This is a genomic window from Acinetobacter pittii ANC 4050 (assembly GCF_000399685.1).
GTDB lineage: Bacteria > Pseudomonadota > Gammaproteobacteria > Pseudomonadales > Moraxellaceae > Acinetobacter > Acinetobacter pittii_E.
The window spans coordinates 370,049-389,232 of the sequence record NZ_KB976987.1 but is presented as its reverse complement, the minus strand read 5'-3'; the positions used below and the strand labels follow the sequence as shown (position 1 = coordinate 389,232).

Annotated in this window: 20 protein-coding genes, 1 tRNA gene and 1 pseudogene; 14 read left to right on the top strand and 8 right to left on the bottom strand. The window is 38.6% G+C overall.

The genetic code is table 11. The features are described 5' to 3' along the window. The first annotated feature begins 1 nt into the window (after position 1). The gene (oprM, locus tag F931_RS05745; protein ID WP_016140471.1) at positions 2–1,462 is read left to right on the top strand and encodes an efflux transporter outer membrane subunit; all 1,461 of its coding nucleotides are present in this window, start codon (positions 2–4) and stop codon (positions 1,460–1,462) included. A 47-nt stretch (positions 1,463–1,509) separates the two neighbouring features. Here oprM and glyA read toward each other — a convergent pair whose 3' ends face one another. Beyond that, positions 1,510–2,763, bottom strand: coding sequence for a serine hydroxymethyltransferase (gene glyA, locus F931_RS05740; protein WP_016140470.1), 1,254 nt, complete (start codon positions 2,761–2,763; stop codon positions 1,510–1,512). A 60-nt stretch (positions 2,764–2,823) separates the two neighbouring features. On the opposite strand from glyA, the gene F931_RS21875 reads away from it, so the two are divergent. Next, positions 2,824–2,985 (top strand): hypothetical protein, encoded by a 162-nt coding sequence (locus tag F931_RS21875; RefSeq protein ID WP_080649436.1) that lies wholly within the window; start codon positions 2,824–2,826, stop codon positions 2,983–2,985. A gap of 23 nt (positions 2,986–3,008) precedes the next feature. On the opposite strand, the gene F931_RS05735 is transcribed toward F931_RS21875, so the two are convergent. Continuing rightward, complete coding sequence (locus F931_RS05735; RefSeq protein WP_016140469.1) at positions 3,009–4,238, bottom strand: alpha/beta hydrolase; 1,230 nt, start codon at positions 4,236–4,238, stop codon at positions 3,009–3,011. 248 nt (positions 4,239–4,486) lie between these two features. Here F931_RS05735 and exoX point away from each other — a divergent pair, with 248 nt between their 5' ends. The 11 genes and pseudogenes from exoX (at position 4,487) to F931_RS05685 (ending at position 13,637) form a co-directional block, all read left to right on the top strand. Further along, entirely contained in the window at positions 4,487–5,173 is a 687-nt protein-coding gene (exoX, locus tag F931_RS05730) for a 3'-5' exonuclease (protein WP_016140468.1), read from the top strand. 148 nt (positions 5,174–5,321) lie between these two features. Then, positions 5,322–5,942 (top strand): annotated as a pseudogene (locus F931_RS0103650) (hypothetical protein). A 102-nt stretch (positions 5,943–6,044) separates the two neighbouring features. Continuing rightward, a tRNA-Arg gene (locus F931_RS05725) sits at positions 6,045–6,121 on the top strand. 117 nt (positions 6,122–6,238) lie between these two features. Continuing rightward, complete coding sequence (gene yadG / locus F931_RS05720; protein ID WP_002118101.1) at positions 6,239–7,174, top strand: ABC transporter ATP-binding protein; 936 nt, start codon at positions 6,239–6,241, stop codon at positions 7,172–7,174. Beyond that, positions 7,171–7,944 carry an ABC transporter permease gene (gene yadH, locus F931_RS05715; RefSeq protein ID WP_016140466.1) on the top strand — a complete coding sequence of 258 codons (774 nt, stop codon included), beginning with the start codon at positions 7,171–7,173 and terminating at the stop codon, positions 7,942–7,944. Before yadG ends, yadH begins: the two co-directional genes overlap by 4 nt. Beyond that, the gene (gene queF / locus F931_RS05710; protein ID WP_016140465.1) at positions 7,941–8,753 is read left to right on the top strand and encodes an NADPH-dependent 7-cyano-7-deazaguanine reductase QueF; all 813 of its coding nucleotides are present in this window, start codon (positions 7,941–7,943) and stop codon (positions 8,751–8,753) included. Before yadH ends, queF begins: the two co-directional genes overlap by 4 nt. A gap of 23 nt (positions 8,754–8,776) precedes the next feature. Further along, positions 8,777–9,427 (top strand): hypothetical protein, encoded by a 651-nt coding sequence (locus F931_RS05705; RefSeq protein WP_016140464.1) that lies wholly within the window; start codon positions 8,777–8,779, stop codon positions 9,425–9,427. A 126-nt stretch (positions 9,428–9,553) separates the two neighbouring features. After that, on the top strand, positions 9,554–10,696 hold the full coding sequence (rodA, locus tag F931_RS05700; RefSeq protein WP_016140463.1) for a rod shape-determining protein RodA: 1,143 nt from the start codon (positions 9,554–9,556) through the stop codon (positions 10,694–10,696). A 19-nt stretch (positions 10,697–10,715) separates the two neighbouring features. Then, complete coding sequence (gene mltB / locus F931_RS05695) at positions 10,716–11,717, top strand: lytic murein transglycosylase B (RefSeq protein WP_016140462.1); 1,002 nt, start codon at positions 10,716–10,718, stop codon at positions 11,715–11,717. A 289-nt stretch (positions 11,718–12,006) separates the two neighbouring features. Further along, positions 12,007–12,618: a septal ring lytic transglycosylase RlpA family protein gene (locus F931_RS05690; RefSeq protein WP_002118141.1), complete on the top strand. Its 612-nt coding sequence runs from the start codon at positions 12,007–12,009 to the stop codon at positions 12,616–12,618. Positions 12,619–13,187: 569 nt separating this feature from the next. After that, positions 13,188–13,637, top strand: coding sequence for an Mpo1 family 2-hydroxy fatty acid dioxygenase (locus F931_RS05685; protein WP_016140461.1), 450 nt, complete (start codon positions 13,188–13,190; stop codon positions 13,635–13,637). 45 nt (positions 13,638–13,682) lie between these two features. On the opposite strand, the gene F931_RS05680 is transcribed toward F931_RS05685, so the two are convergent. From F931_RS05680 to rpsB, 6 genes are all read right to left on the bottom strand, one after another. Next, positions 13,683–14,000 carry an AzlD domain-containing protein gene (locus F931_RS05680; RefSeq protein WP_016140460.1) on the bottom strand — a complete coding sequence of 106 codons (318 nt, stop codon included), beginning with the start codon at positions 13,998–14,000 and terminating at the stop codon, positions 13,683–13,685. A gap of 1 nt (position 14,001) precedes the next feature. Continuing rightward, on the bottom strand, positions 14,002–14,718 hold the full coding sequence (locus F931_RS05675; RefSeq protein WP_016140459.1) for an AzlC family ABC transporter permease: 717 nt from the start codon (positions 14,716–14,718) through the stop codon (positions 14,002–14,004). An 88-nt stretch (positions 14,719–14,806) separates the two neighbouring features. Then, positions 14,807–15,631 (bottom strand): helix-turn-helix transcriptional regulator, encoded by an 825-nt coding sequence (locus F931_RS05670; protein WP_016140458.1) that lies wholly within the window; start codon positions 15,629–15,631, stop codon positions 14,807–14,809. Positions 15,632–15,736: 105 nt separating this feature from the next. Then, on the bottom strand, positions 15,737–16,222 hold the full coding sequence (locus F931_RS05665; RefSeq protein ID WP_016140457.1) for a DUF3465 domain-containing protein: 486 nt from the start codon (positions 16,220–16,222) through the stop codon (positions 15,737–15,739). Positions 16,223–16,287: 65 nt separating this feature from the next. After that, positions 16,288–17,163, bottom strand: coding sequence for a translation elongation factor Ts (gene tsf / locus F931_RS05660; RefSeq protein WP_002118238.1), 876 nt, complete (start codon positions 17,161–17,163; stop codon positions 16,288–16,290). A gap of 137 nt (positions 17,164–17,300) precedes the next feature. After that, positions 17,301–18,053: a 30S ribosomal protein S2 gene (rpsB, locus tag F931_RS05655; RefSeq protein ID WP_002118204.1), complete on the bottom strand. Its 753-nt coding sequence runs from the start codon at positions 18,051–18,053 to the stop codon at positions 17,301–17,303. 210 nt (positions 18,054–18,263) lie between these two features. Between rpsB and map the strand changes: the two genes are divergently transcribed. Beyond that, positions 18,264–19,088: a type I methionyl aminopeptidase gene (gene map / locus F931_RS05650; protein WP_016140456.1), complete on the top strand. Its 825-nt coding sequence runs from the start codon at positions 18,264–18,266 to the stop codon at positions 19,086–19,088. Positions 19,089–19,184 lie beyond the last annotated feature (96 nt).

Genomic DNA, 19,184 nt, shown 5'->3' with positions numbered 1-19,184 from the left:
GATGGCTACAGCAAAACAAAGCTTATTATTGTCCTCACTCATGGGAAGCCTGCTCCTTGCAGGCTGCTCTTTGGCTCCGGAATATCAACCTGCAAAGGTGATTGTTCCAGTCAAATTTAAAGAGTCTGATGCTCAACTTGAAGACAATAAGTGGAAAATTGCCCAACCTGCTGATCAGCAGGCCCGAGGTGAATGGTGGCGTGTTTTTAATGATGCTCAATTGAATGAGCTCGAACAACAAGCCATTTCTGGAAACCAGAGTCTTAAAGCGGCAGCAGCTAATATTCAGGCTTCACGTGCAATACGTTCAGCAGCACAAGCTGAACGCTTGCCTAGTATTGGTGCTGGCTTTGGCCCAACTCGTCAAAAGCCATCTCCAGCTTCACTCGGTTTAGATGAAAATGCTCATACATCTGCACAAACCTTATGGCGTGCTCAAGCGAATGTTTCATATGAGCTCGATTTATTTGGCCGTATCGCCAGTAGCGTCAATGCAGCAACAGCTGATGTACAGCAACAAGAAGCCTTATATCAGTCAGCACTTTTAGCCTTACAAGCAGATGTTGCGCAAGGTTACTTTCTCATTCGTCAGCTTGATGCTGAACAAGCAATTTATAATCGCACCATTAAGCTACTTGGTGAAACACGAGATCTCGTCCAAACACGTTTTCGAAATGGTTTAGTCAGTGAATTAGATGTTTCTCGTGCCCAGACCGAACTTGCTACAGCACAAACGAGCGCATTGAATATTGCTCGTAACAGAGCCAATGCTGAACACGCACTTGCAGTATTATTGGGCAAAACACCTGCTGATTTTAGCTTGGCAGTTCAACCTTTAACTGCAAACAGCCTCCGTCTCCCAGCGGGTTTACCGTCGGCTTTACTTGAAAGACGACCGGACATTGCTGCGGCTGAACGTGCTATGGCAGCAGATAATGCACGTATTGGAATTGCGCGTGCTGCCTTTTTCCCAAAACTGGACCTGACGGGCACGCTCGGTTATGAATCATCAACTTTAGGTGATTTAGGTAAATGGTCGAGCCGTACATTCTTACTCGGTCCAGTTGCAGGTACTATTTTGTCTTTGCCATTATTTGACGACGGGCAACGTAAAGCTGGAGTCGCTCAAGCACGAGCTGCCTATGAAGAAAGTGTGGCAAACTATCGGCAAACTGTACTGAATGCATTTCGCGAAGTTGAAAATGGTTTGTCCGATCAACGTATTCTAGATCAGCAAATTCAGGCTCAAAATCAAGCGCTCTCCTCTTCTCGTCATGCAAACCAGCTTTCTCATCTACGCTATAAAGAAGGTGCGATTAGCTATCTTGATGTGATTGACTCTGACCGGACTATTTTGCAAAAAGAGCAACTTTCCGCACAGCTTAACGGCAGTAGAATGATGGCGAGTGTAGATTTAATCCGCGCATTAGGAGGCGGATGGCAGGCTGCCTCACCTAATTAACTTGATATAAAAAAAGCGCCATATGGCGCTTTTTTTATATTTACAACTTATTGTGCATATACAGGGAATTTTGCACAAACAGCTTCAACTTTTGCTTTTACGTCAGCAATAACTTTTTCGTCACCTTTGCTGTCAATCACGTCAGCGATCCAACCAGCAAGTTCACGAACTTCAGCTTCACCGAAACCACGAGTTGTTACTGCTGGAGTACCGATACGGATACCAGAAGTCACAAATGGAGAACGTGGGTCATTTGGAACTGAGTTTTTGTTCACAGTAATGTGAGCAGCACCTAACCAAGCATCTGCATCTTTACCAGTTACATCTTGCTTGATTAAAGATAACAAGAATAAGTGGTTTTCTGTACCACCAGAAACAACATCATAACCACGTGCAATTAATACTTCAGCCATTGCTTGAGCATTTTTCACAACTTGTTGTTGGTAAGCTTTGAAGTCATCAGACATTGCTTCTTTGAAGCAGATTGCTTTAGCAGCAATCGCATGCATTAATGGACCGCCTTGGTTACCAGGGAATACAGCTGATTGAAGTTTTTTCTCGATTTCTTCATTCGCTTTCGCAAGGATTAAACCAGAACGTGGACCACGAAGTGTTTTATGAGTCGTAGTTGTCGTTACGTCAGCAATTTGAACTGGGTTTGGATATACGCCAGCAGCAACAAGACCTGCAACGTGAGCCATATCAACAAAAAGGTAAGCGCCAACTTTGTCCGCGATGTCACGGAAACGTTGCCAATCTACAACACGGCTATAAGCAGAGAAACCAGCAACGATCATACGTGGCTTGTGCTCTAACGCTAAACGTTCAACTTCTTCATAATCGATCTCGCCAGTTTCAGCGTTTAGACCGTATTGAACCGCATTATAAGTTTTACCAGAGAAGCTTACTTTTGCACCGTGAGTCAAGTGACCACCGTGAGCCAAGCTCATACCTAAAACTGTATCGCCCGGGTTAAGAAGCGCTAGATAAACAGCAGAGTTAGCTTGTGAACCAGCATGTGGTTGAACGTTTGCGTAATCTGCACCAAAAAGTTCTTTAGCACGATCAATCGCCATTTGCTCGATAATATCCACATACTCGCAACCGCCATAATAGCGTTTGCCTGGATAACCTTCTGCATATTTGTTCGTAAGTTTTGATCCTTGCGCTTCCATCACAGCAGGAGAGCAATAGTTTTCAGATGCAATTAACTCGATATGTGCTTCTTGACGCTCACCTTCAGAAGCAATTGCTTGAGCTAATTCTGGATCAAATTCAGAAATGGAAATATTGGCAAACATTAGCGGGGGTCCTATAAATTAGGGCTTTTAAGCCGTGCTAAGATTGCGGCATATTGTAGCATGAACTTTATAATTAAACAGAATGAAGTTAGCTCAGTTTTAAATAAAAATGGCTCAAGTTTTATAAAAAATGAGCCATTGTTTATAAATCAAATAAAAAGCACGTTTAAAGCTTATATTTTAAATTTTTCCATCATTCATTTTAGCTTACAACAACATTAAAAAGCCTTTAAATATCAATAACTCTATTGAGATGTCAGTAAAGTCTGAACATTTCCAACGATATTATCAACATTACTGCTCATTGCTGTGCCATGATCCCAGTTACCCGTTACATAACTATTAATTTTGGTGCCTACAACAGTGGCATTAGATATCAAGATATCCGTTGCTACTTTAGGAACTGTTGAATCTGCTAAGCCCTGATAAATAATGATTGGTGTCGTGACTTTTACTTGTAACGGCTGCGAATCTTTATCTAAAAATGTTTTAACTAACGGCACAGCCATAAAATTAGGTTGTGTACGCGTATAACCATCCAGCGTTCCATTGTGATCTGTAGCATACTTAGTCATACCTGCGCCAAAAGCTTGACCCAATGGTCCGGAACAAATTGTTTCTGCTTGCGCTGCAATACTGGAGATTTGCGAAGTAAAGACTTGTGGATAATCAAAAGTGGGTTGTGTGTTGCGAATACCCGCACTAACTAAAGCTGTATAAGTATCAAGTTGAGCATACATTGATATTTTTTTATCTAGAGTCGCATTAGCAACAGATTGCTCTCCCGCCACTAAAATAAAACCTAAATTAGAAGCAGGTGCTACGGCTACAGTACCTTTATAGTCGAGCTGTGCACGACTTGCATATTGTGCAGCACCTAATGCAGCATGCCCACCTTGCGAATGTCCTACTGTGACCCATTTTTTCGAAGTTAATAAGTTACGCTGTAATAAATAATTGCGTGTTGCAACCACCGCATCTGTAATTGAAAAAGCCTCACTTTTAACATTTAAAAAAGGATGTATACCTAGTGTACCTAAACCCTCATAGTCAGGTGCAACAACAACATAACCTGCTGTTAGTAATTTACTAATTAAATCTTTTGTACTATCTGCTAAAGCTGCTTTACTTGGTGCACAAGCATCTGCCACACCCGTAGTGCCATGCGCCCAGACTACAATTGGCCAACCGCCTACTGGTGGTGGAGTATTTGGTGTAAATACCAAACTGGTTGCCTGTACTTCTTGACCACTTTGACCCAACATTTTATAAGTCAAAATACTACTTTCTGCTGCCACACTTCCTAAGTTAGTACTTGTGTAAGCTTCAACTTTAACAACTGGATTTTGAATATTATTGATTAGTGTCCCGGATGGATTAGTAGGAGCTGGGCCATCATCACTACTTCCTCCTCCACAAGCGACTAAAAATAAACTCGTGCTCAGAACGCTTGTCATTAATAGGTTCATTTTCATTGATATATCTTCCCTTAAATTCCATTTTTGTTGTGCTTTAATTTTTAATCAACATTTTCTAATGTCTTAAAAACAATTACGCCTAATCTTTCTTTTCCGCAAGTTCTATTGGATGGAATTAATCTCTGAAAACTCTATTTTTAATATAAATTGACGTTATCGCTACTTTATAGCTTCACTTCATGTTTTAAAGTAGGTTGTCAACTGTTAACATTCATAATTACTCGTGATTGTTTAAAGGGCCAGTTATGCAAACCATTATTTTAGATACAGAAACACATACACTAAATGGTTTGCCAATTGAAATTGCGTATGCCCCGATTGAGATTAATGCAGGCAAGCTCACCTTAGATAAAAGCAAATTGTTTGATCAACTTTATCAAGTCGGCACCCCTATCTCTTACGCTGCTATGGCAGTACACCATATATTAGAGTCAGATTTAGAAAACCAACCCCACTATAAAACCTTTAAATTACCAGAAACTACCACTTATATTATTGGTCACAATATTGATTACGATATTGCCGCGATTGCTCGCTGTGGTGTAGATGTATCGAATATCAAACCGATTTGTACTCTAGCTTTAGCGCGTAAAACTTGGCCTGAAGCAGAAGCGCATAATATTTCAGCACTGATTTATATGATTTCTCAAGGCAGCAGTAAAGCTCGAGAATTGCTCAAAGGTGCACACCGTGCCGACGCAGATATTATTTTGACCGCTAATATTTTGATGCATATTGTCTATCATTTAAATATTCAAGATATTGAAGAGCTGTACCGAGTTTCTGAAGAAGCACGTATCCCTACAACTATTAATTTTGGAAAGCATAAAGGCACGGCAATTTCTGAACTTCCTAAAGACTATATTCAATGGCTGTTACGCCAAGATGAACTGGATATCTATTTACGTAAAGCGTTAGAAGGCGCATTTTAAAGACTTAAATAGATGATATTCATAAATTCTTCATCATATTGTCATTTTTGAGTTTTATCGTTAACCCCATTTATATTTTATTAAAAACAGTACTGTTCAACTGAGAAGGTTGAACAGTCTGATTTATTTTTTATCTTGGGGAAAAACGATGGCTGGTTTTTATCGAACCAATTTGGGAAGAGTCGCGCTTCAACAACGTAATATTGCTTTAAATGCAAAACAAAGACGTTTACTACTATTAATAGACCATGAAGATTTTCAAAATTTAAATAGTGAATTTAAAAAACGTATTGCGTCTCTAGAACTTATTCAACAGCTTATCGACTTAAAACTTATTGCTCCTTCAAACGAAAACTATTCAAAATTAAATGAACAAATATCTTTTCCACAAACACCTATAACTACTGTAGAAGAACATCAGAAAAATCCTACAGATGATCATAAAAACGACAATATAATTGGTGAAATTCAGGTTCCCTAATCTTTGCAATCTACAAATATTGAAAATATTCAGCCACCAGTTCCTGTTCAACAACTTTCTTTTGAAGAAATACAACAACTGATGAAGCAAAATTTGAATCAGTACTGTGGACTTATGGCAAAACCACTTATCCAGAAAATAGAGCAAATAAAAACGCTTCAAGAGCTTAAAATGTGCCAAATGCAATGGATTACCCACTTACAGGAGTCACGTATTCCACCTCATGAGCTAACCCATACTCTTCATTCTATTAATTATTCAATTCAACTTATCCAACAGCGCATCTAAAAAAACAACAAGCTGCTGTTTAATTAAGCATTAAACTCACTTGTTACCTATTTCGTGCTTTACCTATTGGTGTTTTTTTCCTATGATGTGGCCCACACACGTGCGCTCGTAGCTCAGTTGGATAGAGTACAGGTTTCCGAAGCCTGGGGTCGTGGGTTCGATCCCCGCCGAGCGCACCAATTTATATATAATAACTTCATAAATTTATCTCAATTTTATAAAATTCCGACTATTTTACTTGGTTTATTAATCATTATCGCTCAAAATATACCCCTCTTTCATAATGTGAGAATTTCATGACTGATGCTTTGGTTTTAAGAGATTTGTCCAAAACATATCGTAATGGTTTTCAGGCGTTAAAAGGTATTAACCTCACTGTGCCTGAAGGTGAATTTTATGCGTTGTTAGGCCCAAATGGTGCCGGCAAATCAACAACCATTGGTATTATCAGTTCCCTCACGAAAAAAACCGAAGGGACAGTTGAGATTTTTGGGCATAATCTCGACACTCATCCATCCTTGGCAAAACAGCAGCTTGGTGTTGTCCCTCAAGAATTTAACTTTGGACAGTTCGAAAAAGCGTTCGATATTTTAGTCACTCAAGCGGGTTATTATGGCATTCATAAAAAGATTGCAGAAAAACGCGCCGAACATTATTTAGAAAAGCTAGGTCTCTGGGAAAAACGTAATATACAAGCACGCATGCTATCGGGTGGTATGAAGCGCCGTTTGATGATTGCCCGTGCCATGATGCATGAGCCTAAACTACTTATTCTAGATGAGCCTACCGCGGGTGTAGATATTGAATTGCGCCGCTCTATGTGGGATTTTCTCACCGAAATGAACGAAAGTGGTACTTCTATTATTTTGACTACACATTATCTCGAAGAAGCAGAAATGTTGTGTCGTCAAATTGCCATCATTGACCGTGGTGTCATTAAAGAAGACACCAGCATGAAAAGTTTCTTAAACCAGCTGAGTGAAGAGTCTTTTATTTTTGATTTGGCAGAACCCATTGCCCCACTTCAATTAAACATCATTGGTGTGAAGTTCAACTTAATTGATAGCAGCACTTTAGAAGTGACAATGGATAAGGCCCATACATTAAATGACTTATTCCAGCTTTTAGAATCACAAGGTATTCGTGTTCGTAGTATGCGAAACAAATCGAACCGTCTAGAAGAGCTATTCGTCAAAATGGTCGAGAAAAATCTTGAAGGAGAGGCAAAATGAATTTTAACCAACTGCAAATTGCCCTCTGGACTCTAGTTCGTAAAGAAGTACGCCGTTTTCTACGTATTTGGCCACAAACTTTATTACCACCTGCGATTACAATGAGTTTGTACTTTGTCATTTTTGGTAATTTGGTTGGTTCGCGCATTGGACAAATGGGTGGCGTGAGCTATATGCAGTTTATTGTGCCCGGCCTAATCATGATGGCGGTTATTACTAACAGTTATGCAAACGTATCTTCAAGTTTCTTTAGTGTGAAATTCCAAAAAAGTATTGAAGAACTGATTATGAGTCCCGTGCCACTCCATATTATTTTATGGGGCTATGTGATTGGTGGGATTTGCCGTGGTGTATTGGTCGGAACAATTGTGACTGCAATGAGCTTATTCTTCACCGACCTTTTTATACACAACTGGTTCGTGACTATATATACAGTCTTAATTACCTCAGTTCTTTTCTCATTAGGTGGTTTCATTAATGCAGTTTATGCAAAATCATTTGATGATATTTCTATTATTCCAACATTTGTCCTTACACCTTTAACCTATTTAGGTGGTGTGTTCTATGCCATTAGTGCACTTGGTCCTTTTTGGCAAAAACTTTCTTTAATTAATCCTATTGTGTACATGGTCAATGCTTTCCGTTTCGGTATTTTAGGTCATAGTGACGTGAATGTTACGTTCTCTTTAATCATTGTGACATTATGCTGTGTTGTACTTTACGGAATTGCTTACTATTTACTTGCTCGTGGTTCAGGAATGCGTGAATGAGTGTCGAACAGTCTTTATTGGGTAAAGAAACTCAATATCCAACTAACTATCAACCTGATGTTTTATTTCCAATTGCTCGTGCCCAGTCTCGTGAAGCTTACTCGCACATTGAAGGTATTACACAAGGTAAAGATTGGTGGCATGTTTTTGAAATTTCATGGTTAAACGCTCATGCCATCCCGCAAGTTGCTATTGGCAGAATTACGCTGCCAGCTTCTTCACCAAATTTGATTGAATCAAAGTCATTAAAACTTTACTTCAATAGTCTTAACTTTACTCAGTTTGATTCTAAACAATCATTCATTGAAACAGTTGAAAAAGACTTATCGGCTGCGGCAGGCGCTAAAGTTGAGTTAACCCTATTTCAGGTAGATGATTTAGAGATTTCTAAGCCTCAAGGTATTTGTATTGATGAGCTAAACCCAGAGCGTTTAGAGCAACATCCAGATGCGACTCTTTTAAAACAAGATGAGTCTAACGAAGAAGTGGAAATTGAACTGTATTCTCATCTTTTGAGAAGTAACTGCCCAGTCACGGGACAACCGGATTGGGGTACAGTTTTTATCCGTTTTAAGGGCAAAAAACCTTGTTATCGTAGTATTTTAGCTTATATTATCTCGTACCGTCAGCATAATGGTTTTCATGAACAATGTGTTGAGCAAATCTTTGCTGATATTTGGCAAAATTTGCAGCCTGAAAAGCTGATGGTTTATGCAACTTATACTCGTCGCGGCGGACTTGATATTAACCCTTGCCGAGTATCGGATCTTTCATGGATGCCAAAACCGATTCGATTGGCACGACAATAAAACGAATAATTTGAGGATATACCATGCCGTTTTTTGGTTTTACCCCTTCTGAAGGCTTATTGAACGATATACAAACTGGAATTGCGAATAAAAATTCTAGCGAACCTTTGTATCCACTTCGCGATAAGATTGCTTTACAACTCAATGAAGAGATTATTGATAATGTCTTAATTCAGTTAGTTCAGCACTTCCCTGCAAGTGAAAAACGTGATACTGCCGAAAAACTAGCAGGCTATGTCAAATCAACAGTTGCTGTTCTTTTAAAACAATTGTTAAGCAAAGCACCAAACGATGTTGTTAAACAGTCTGTAGAGTTCTCTGAAAAAAGCTTATTTAAAGACCCACAAGGTCAATATAAAGTAGGTGTAACTTTAGATCCTAGTTTAGTCACTAACCTTAAGCATAACTTCACTGAGCTTGAAGCTGGCAATGATATTAATAAAGCTGCATTAGCTGAACTATATAAACAATTCGGCGATGCTATGATCAAGCATTTTATGTCTGATTTTAACAAGACATTAGACCTCGGCATGATCAAGCGTAAAGCGGCTGATATTGGTGCTGCGGCTGTAACAAAAGCAGTTCATATTGCAATTGATAAGCTCATCCCTAGCTTAAATCGTACTGAACTAAAAGCGATGGCTGAATATCATGATGGCCTATTCTTTAACTAATAAAAAATAGCCTATCGGAAACCTAGCGAGAGCTAGGTTTTTTTATTGCAAAATATTGATATACATTGCCATTAATCAGGTTTATGTTAGCATGCGCCAAGCACTGATTGACCTAGTTAACGCCGCATGTCTCCGAGTCCACAATATAAATTTTTACGCCAAGCTCCTCGAGATGGTCTTAGCACAGCTATGCAACCATCAAAGTGGCAACAACTCCATATTGACCCGTGGTTATGCCTATTTTTGCTCTTAAATGCTCTGTTAGGTTTAACTGTACTATATAGTGCTTCAGCACAAGACGTAGGGTTAGTCAGTAAACAAGCCATGAGTTTTGGTATTGGTTTTCTAGTAATGGTTGGCCTAGCCCAAATTCCACCCAAGGTCTATCAAGCTTTTTCACCCTATTTTTATTTGTTTGGTCTATTTTCACTTGTGGCAGTCATGGTGTTTGGTGAAGTCCGAATGGGTGCTCAGCGCTGGATTGATATTCCCGGTTTCGGAAGTGTCCAACCCAGTGAATTCATGAAAATCGGCATGCCGATGATGATTGCGTGGTTCTTGGCAAGAAAACCTCTTCCCCCTAGCTTTTCACAAGTTGTTTTATCATTAATGTTAATTGGTATTCCTTTTTTACTGATTGCAGAACAACCAGATTTAGGGACATCGCTTTTAGTCTTGGCAAGCGGCATATTTGTCTTATTTTTAAGTGGACTATCATGGCGGATGATTGGTGCAGCTGCCGCTTGTGCAGCGGTCATAATTCCTATTGCATGGGAATTTCTTTTACACGACTATCAGCGTCAAAGGGTGTTAACTTTACTTAATCCAGAAGCAGATGCACTCGGTACAGGTTGGAATATTATTCAATCTAAAACTGCAATTGGCTCTGGCGGTTTTTCAGGTAAAGGTTTCCTTGAAGGTACTCAATCACATTTACACTTTTTACCCGAAGGACATACTGACTTTATTATTGCGGCGTATTCCGAAGAATTTGGTTTCATCGGTGTACTTATTTTAGTAACTCTTTATTTTGCTATTATTTTTAGAACATTCCAGATCGGTTTACAAAGCTTCCATAACTATGGACGTTTAGTTGCCGGCGCCTTTGGTTTGTCTTTTTTTGTTTATGTATTTGTAAATGCGGGAATGGTCAGTGGTATTTTACCTGTAGTAGGTGTTCCTTTACCTTTTATGAGTTATGGCGGAACAGCTATTATTACTTTAATGGCCACCTTTGGTTTAGTCATGTCCATTCATACACATCGATAATCTGGAATTTTAAAACGATATGTTGTCTCAACACTTAAATAAAACTTTAAAAATGCTTGCTTTGTGTACTGGCTTAATCAGTACCAGTCATTTTGCTCAGGCTAACGATTTTGCCACACATCCTGATTATTTAAACTTTAAACAAAAAACGATGAATGCTTATGGCTTAAGTAGCGATCAAGTCGATGCAGCCATGAGTGGCGCAAAAAATTTACCAAACATTCTAAATATTATGACTCGCCCAGGTGAAAGTAAGCCTTGGTATGATTACCGTTCCATGTTCTTGGTAGAAGGCACAATTCAACGCGGCGTGCGTTTTAAAAACCAATATGCAGATGCTTTAAATCGCGCTGAACAGCAATACGGCGTATCTCAAGCTGTCATTTTAGGTATTTTGGGCGTTGAGACAGGTTATGGTGCAAATAAAGGTTCTTTTATTACACGTGATGCCTTAGCTACCCTTGCTTTTGGCTACCCTCGCCGCGCTGAATATTTTGGTGATGAGTTAGCTGCTCTGATTGCATGGACATATAAAGAAGGTTATCCAACTAGAAGTATTGTTGGCTCATATGCAGGGGCGATTGGCTATCCGCAATTTATGCCAAGTAATATTAGTAAATATGGTGTGGATTATGACGGTAATGGCCATATCGACTTAAGAAACTCAGCAGAAGATGCCATCGGTTCAATCGCCAACTATTTAGCAAAACAAGGTTGGCAACGCGATCAGCCTATCGGGTTTATGGCACGTTACACAGGATCAAATCCGGAAAGTATTATTGCGAAAGATTTAACTCAGCCTTTCCCCTATGGCGCACTAAAGACACTGGGTATCGCACCATTAAATCCTTTAGTCAAAATTGATGATCTGGATATGGTGAATGTAATTCAATTACAAGACTATAACGGTCCAATTTACTATTTAACTTACCCGAATTTTCAAGTGATTACGACTTATAATAAGAGCCGTATGTACGCTACCGCTGTGTGGTTATTAGGCACTGAAGTGGCTAGCCGATAGGCTAGCTTTTTTATCTCCGCCTCAAAAGTCAATAAATATTTTTGTTAAATAGCTCACAATACATACATTTTAAATAAATTGTTACACTATTGGTTATTTTTTAATCTAAAACTGTAAGTTTTTGCCCTTTTTGTAACGATTTCTCGTTAAAGACTAGACACTCTCCGTAAGCGATGAATATTATCCACCCCAATATAGCAATTGCAAAAGTGAATAATAAGGCATGTTCACTTTAAATTTCAGTCAATGGCTGAAAGAAAAAAGTACATGTTCTCAGGAGTTTATACAAATGCAGTTATCGCTGAAATACGTTCTTGCACTGACGGCTAGTTTAAGCATGGCCCCACTGCACGCTGAAATGGTGCAGTCATCATCATTAAACAGTGATGTAGATGGTCCTAATCTAGCAGCACGTGTGTTGAGTAAAGATACTCAAAACTTTAATTCTCGTTTTTCTAACATTAACAGTCTTTCAATCACTGAACGTTCTGGCGATCAAATCCGTCGTCAAGCGATCGCAGCAAAAATTGAAATCCCTGAAGATGAGCCTTCAGTGATTGAAAAACTTAACACAGTAGCTTCAAATACTGTTCGTAAGTTTAGCCAAACTGGTATGGCGTCTTGGTATGGCCGCCAATTCCATGGTCGTAAAACTGCAAGTGGTGAAACATTCGACATGAATGCTCTAACTGCTGCTCACCGTAGCCTACCATTGAACTGTTATATTCGAGTAACCAATAAAGACAATGGTAAAAGTGTGGTTGTAAAAGTAAATGACCGTGGTCCTTTCCATGGTAATCGTGTACTTGACCTATCTTACGGTGCAGCTAAACGTCTTGGTATTACCAATGCCGGAACTGCAAAAGTAAATATTGAGCGTGTTGATGGCCCAACTTCATAAGTTATAGCCTCTCGAGTTCATGTAAAAAGCCGCATATTTTCTGCGGCTTTTTTATATTTTAAACTATCAAATATAATTTCCGGCCTAGAATTGAAGTGACTTCTTTTTTGCCCCTAATTCACCCCAAATTTGAATACTTATTAATCAAAAAAACACATTAATTTAGTCCAACTCAATTTAACGCCTAAATTGCGCTTAGAGCAACTTTATAAAATTTTGGCTACCCTAGTACCATTTTTCTAAAATAAAGGCTATTTACGGCGTTTTTAGAGTAGATGAGTAGAGCTTTTTCACACAATTTTCCCGACTATCTTAAAATGGCACTTTTTTTGATAATTTCATCATCTAGCAACATAGAAAAAATATTATGAAATATTGCACCTCTCTTGAGGTCAAATTGATCACTTTTTCAATTACCGTGACCTTATTTTTTCCATTGTTCTTTCCTAAGCGTTTATTACCAATTTTCCATAGTTGAATAGTGTGAGTTTCTTGTCGATATCTTCAAGAACAGGCTAAAATACACTCAGAAAAAATAAATCAAATTTAAAACAAGGAGTGTGCTACCCATGAAATCCATTACTGAATGGTTTGATGAATATAGTGAAAGTCATCAAAATCCAACAAACAAACAAATTCACTGGCTATGCGTTCCTGCTATTTTATTTTCTATTATTGGAATTATTGCGCATTTCAGCACATTACTTACTGCGCTATTACTTGTGCTGACCTTAGTATTTTATGCACGTTTAGATCTTGTACTTGCTGTTGCGATGGCTGCTTTACTCGTTGTTATGGCATGGCTCATTTACACCCTGCCTGTAGGAGTCGGGTTTTATATCGCTATTTTTGTGATTGCTTGGGTCGGACAGTTTTACGGACACAAAATAGAAGGCAAAAAACCATCATTCTTTAAAGATTTACAATTCCTACTGATTGGACCAGTTTGGTGTATGGATGCTTATCTCTCAAAAATCTTACCCAAATGGAAAACGAGACAAAAACATGCTATTTCCTAATTGTTAAATTAGAGCTGAATCCTCTCGATTCAGCTTTTTTATATCTTAATAATTTATTAGAAAATTTATAAAATAAAAGAATCCCAAACTTGCTATCACACTTAAAAGTACTTTTTTTAGATAAATAGCAATCACAACACAAAAGATTGCTGCATAAATATAAGGATTATTTACCATACCTCTAAAATGATCATCATCGAAAAAAATAACTGGAATGCAGATTGCAGTTAACAAACAAGGTGCGGAATAGTGAAGCATCTTATTCATAATAAGCGGCATTTTAATTTTTACTTTCGGCTCTAAAAAGTAATAGCGATTAAAAAAGACAATTGCTGCCAAGCCTAAAATCATAAACCAAGACATACTATTCCCCCATCCCTATTTTTTCAGTTAATACAGCCGCTAACATCCCTATTAATCCTGAAAGTAAAATCGCTCCCTCAATTTGATAAAGTTTAAATAAAAATCCGCTTAAACAAGTGTTTAATACACCCGCCATAACAGGATATCCTTTACATAACGGCACAATCATGGCAATAAAAATAGCAACGATCGAAAAATCTAAATGATAATTTAAAAGATCAGGTATCACTGTTGCCAGCAATATTCCTACTAAACTAAAAATCACCCAGAATAAATAAAAAGTCAGTCCGGCCCCGAGTAGATATTCCGATCTTCTTTTTTCCAAGGGAGCGCTCACAGCAAACAATTCATCTGTTAATAAAAAGCCCAAACTTATTCGTTTCGATAAGGGCAAAATAGAAATATCATTTCTTAAAGTTAATGCATAAATAAAATGCTGAGCCGTTAAAAAGAAAATAGTCAGATAAATTGTAAAAACGGATGCCCCTTCCACCACCATGCTTAAACTAACTAATTGAGCAGCTCCAGCAAAGACAAGTCCAGACATTGCCAGTGCTTTATAAAAAGATAATCCTGCATGAATTGCCATAGAACCAGCTAAAATCGCCCATGGAATAACCGAAATTGACAAGGGCAAAATATCCATCGCACCACGTAAAAACAAAGAGGATGGCTTATTTTTTGAAAACTCAACCACCTGATTAAGCTGAAAATTCATATATAAAATCCAATATAAGAAACACCTCTATAACTTGCTTGATGAGTGCAGATTTATATTGGATAAAATTGCTTTAATACCAGTTTATTTATATGTTTAAACTTGCCACATATTGAGTAGGTGTAACGCCCATTGCTTTTTTAAAGTGACGGTTAAAATGGCTTTGATCAGAAAAACCACATTGTTGTGCCACCATCGCAATTTGATCTCTCTGTTTTAATAACTGTCTCGCTTTTTGCAAGCGCGCTTGAACCAGCCATGCATGAGGTGGTAAGCCTACATATTTTTTAAATTGTCTTAAGAAATGCCAAGCACTCAAGCCGACCATGTCCGCCAAATCTTGTAAAGAAAAGTTCGTTTCAGGCATTTCTACCAGCAATTCTTTAACTCTTAATATTTTTGAATACGCCTCTGGCAACTCACAAAAAGTATGATTTGATTTACCATGTCGTTTCATTAAACAAGCTAACGTCGACAAATACATTGTTTCTTTGAGTAGAAAATTATCTTTTTGTTCTAATAAATCAAATAGTAAACAAAGCTGTTGAGCCAAACCTAGATCGTGAATCACAGCTTGTGGAAACCATGGGGCTCCATGCGGATTTTCAAAAAAATCTTGGCTAACTTCTGCCAACATTTCCGGTGTAGGATAAATTGCTCGATAGCGCCAACCCGATTCGACAGCAGAGGAGCCAGTATGAATCTCATCTGCATTAACTAAAATAATATCGCCTTTAGGAGCTACATGTAGCTGTCCCGTCCGAAAAAAAGACTGTGCCCCTTCTTCAATTACACCAATACAATACCCTTCATGAGTATGCTTTGAAAATTGTGTTTGGTGATAATGTGCTTTTAATAACTCTAAACCGCCCAACTCTCGCACATGCAGATAATCGGCTTGCTCCCGCTGCATAAATACGTCTCATCTATTCAATAAAAAAACCATAGCATGTTTTAATAAACTGAATAGAACAAAATTGCTCTATGAAAATAATCTAATCAGACATTCACTGGAGTTTTATTGGTAGATTTGTCCATCATGTTTAAGCCAACCACTTTCATGACGACCTTGTGGATCATGATGAGTCCAATGTAATACCCCACCTTTTGGGTTGTATTCATATTCGCCATAAAACTCTACGATATCACCTTTATTTAGATTGGAAATTTTAGGTGCCAAATCGATGTTATGGGCGACCAAAATTGAAAGGCCATTGTTTAATACCAGAATAAATTTCTGATGTCTCGACCCATCATTATCATCTCTTAGAATTGCTTTGACTCGACCCTTTCCCCCTACTTGAACATTACTTTGTCGCTGCTCGTAAGCAGTTTTTATAGTGTCCACCCCATTATTTGAAAATGTAGTTTTATTATTCTGAGCTGTGGGTATAGTTGATGAAGGCGATTGGCTTTGCTTATGTCCAGATAAATCCAGTCCAAAATACGCAGCAATCAATAAAATAATAACACCACCAATACTGAGATTTTTTTTATTTGTCATTGTATAACCTTATTTTAACTGAGATAAAAAAAGCCCCAATGGGGCTTTTTTTATTGTGATACGAATTACTTCGCAGCAGCTTGAGCAGCAGCAACCTCTTCAGCGAAGCTAAGTTCTGCTTTCTTCTCAATACCCTCACCAACTTCGAAACGTACGAATTCAGCAACAGTAGTACCAGTTGCTTTTAATACATCAGCAACTTTTTTGTCATTGTCGATTACATACATTTGACGATCAAGAGCAACTTCGTTCAAGTATTTATCAACTGAACCTGTTACCATTTTCTCAACGATGTTAGCTGGCTTACCAGATTCTAACGCTTTCGCTTCAGCAATTTCTTTTTCTTTAGCGATAAGGTCAGCAGGAACAGCTTCAGCATTTACAGCTACTGGGTTGAATGCAGCAACGTGCATTGCAATACCTTTACCAGTATCAGCATCACCAGTATAAGAAACTACAACACCGATTTTTAAACCGTGTTTGTAGATAGCCAAGTTTTCGCCTTCAACGATTTTCGCACGACGAACTTGGATGTTTTCACCGATTTTTTGAACAAGTGCAATACGAGCTTCTTCAACTGATTGACCGTCTGCTAATTTTAATTCAGCGATTTTAGCAGCATCAGTTTCACCAGCAGCTAAAGCAGCAGTAGCAACAGCTTTTGAGAAGTTAGAGAAGTTTTCGTCTTTAGCAACGAAGTCAGTTTGACAGTTAACTTCAACTAAAATTGCTTTGTTGCCTTCTTGAACGATTGTGATTGCACCGTCAGCAGCAATGTTACCAGCTTTTTTAGCAGCTTTAGCTTGACCAGATTTACGAAGGTTATCAATAGCAAGCTCGATGTCACCGTTCGCTTCTGTTAATGCTTTTTTGCATTCCATCATTGCAAGACCAGTACGGTCACGTAATTCTTTTACCATGCTTGCAGTAATTGCAGTCATGTTGATCTCCTAAAATCGGTAGAAAATAAATCTTTTCAACAAAAACGGCCCAAAGAATCTCTGGGCCGTTTGCACTCTCGACGCTTAATTTGCCACCATTACATGTCGCAAAAATGACAAGCCTGCGTCAAAACGCATTAAGCCTCAGAAGCGTCTTTCGCAGCGTCATCGCCTTTTGCTTGAGCGTTCGCTTGAGATTGAGCGTATTCTTTACCAGCAAGAATTGCGTCAGCCATAGCTGAAGCATATAGAGTTACTGCACGGATCGCATCGTCGTTACCAGGAATAACGTAATCAACGTTGTCTGGGTTAGAGTTTGTATCAACGATACCGATAACAGGAATACCTAAGTTCTTCGCTTCTTTGATTGCAATCGCTTCGTGATCAACGTCGATTACAAATAATGCGTCAGGTAAACCACCCATGTTTTTAACGCCGCCTAAAGAGCGCTCAAGTTTTTCCATCTCACGAGCACGTTCTAAAGCTTCACGTTTAGTAAGCTTAGCAAAAGTACCATCTTGAGATTGAGTTTGAAGATCTTTTAAACGGTTGATAGATTGGCGAAGTGTTTTCCAGTTCGTCAACATACCACCTAACCAACGGTGATCTACGTATGGTTGACCAGCGCGTTGAGCTTGTTCACGGATGATGTTAGAAGCAGCACGTTTTGTACCAACGAACAAAACTTTGTTCTTTTTGCTTGCTAATTGGTTAGCGAAGTTCAAAGCATCATTTAACGCAGGAACAGTGTGCTCAAGGTTGATGATGTGAATTTTGTTGCGCGCGCCAAAAATGTATTGACGCATTTTTGGGTTCCAGAAACGAGTTTGGTGACCAAAGTGCGCACCTGCTTGAAGAAGGTCGCGCATGCTTACGTTGTAATCTGCCATTTTCTTTACCTTAAAAGTTGGGTTAGGCCTCCATATATCCGCATCCTCCACCCTTTTACAGGCACCCAGAGTAATGTGACGATATATGTGCGGATTTTTTACTCCATCTATCAAAATTGTTCGTAAAAGATATTCACGAAAAGCATTTGATAAAATGGGCGGCTATTTATACCATAGACACTTGTAAATTACCAAAAGTTTTTAGAGATCATGAACAGTACTTATACAGCTCCACGTCGATTAATCAAAACTCCAGATGAAATTGAAAAAATGCGCATTGCAGGACGACTGGCGGCTGAAGTTCTAGAGATGATCAAGCCCTATATTAAGGCAGGTGTAAGTACACTTGAACTTGATACCATTTGTCGCAATCACATTGAAAATGTGCAGCATGCTATTCCTGCATGTGTCGGCTATGGTGGAGCTCCTGGCCGCCCGGCTTTTCAGCACTCTATTTGTACTTCGGTTAACCATGTTGTATGCCATGGTATTCCCTCTGAAAATAAAATCTTAAAAAATGGTGACATTCTTAATATTGACGTAACTGTCATTAAAGACGGTTATCACGGCGATACCAACATGATGTATGTCGTTGGTGGCGAAACTTCTATTTTAGCAAACCGTCTATGTAAGGTTGCTCAAGAAGCAATGTATCGTGGAATGGCAACTGTCAGAGATGGTTCATATTTAGGTGATATCGGCCATGCAATCCAGAAGTATGTTGAATCAGAACGTTTTAGCGTAGTACGTGAATATTGTGGCCATGGTATTGGAACTGTTTTCCATGATGAACCTCAAGTACTCCATTATGGTCAAGCTGGTACAGGTATGCGTTTAGAAGCTGGTATGACTTTTACGATTGAACCTATGGTAAATGCGGGTGTTTGGCAAACCAAATTATTGGGTGACAAATGGACGGTTGTAACGAAAGATCATAAACTTTCAGCTCAATATGAACATACTATTTTAGTCACTCAAACAGGTATTGAAGTTCTAACAGCTCGTCCTGAAGAAGACTTATCTCGCTTTAACTAAATAGTTTAACAAACTTAAATAAAAGGCTGCCTTGTGTAGCCTTTTATTATTTATTATGTACTTTTTATTAATAAATATTTCCAAATATAAACAAAT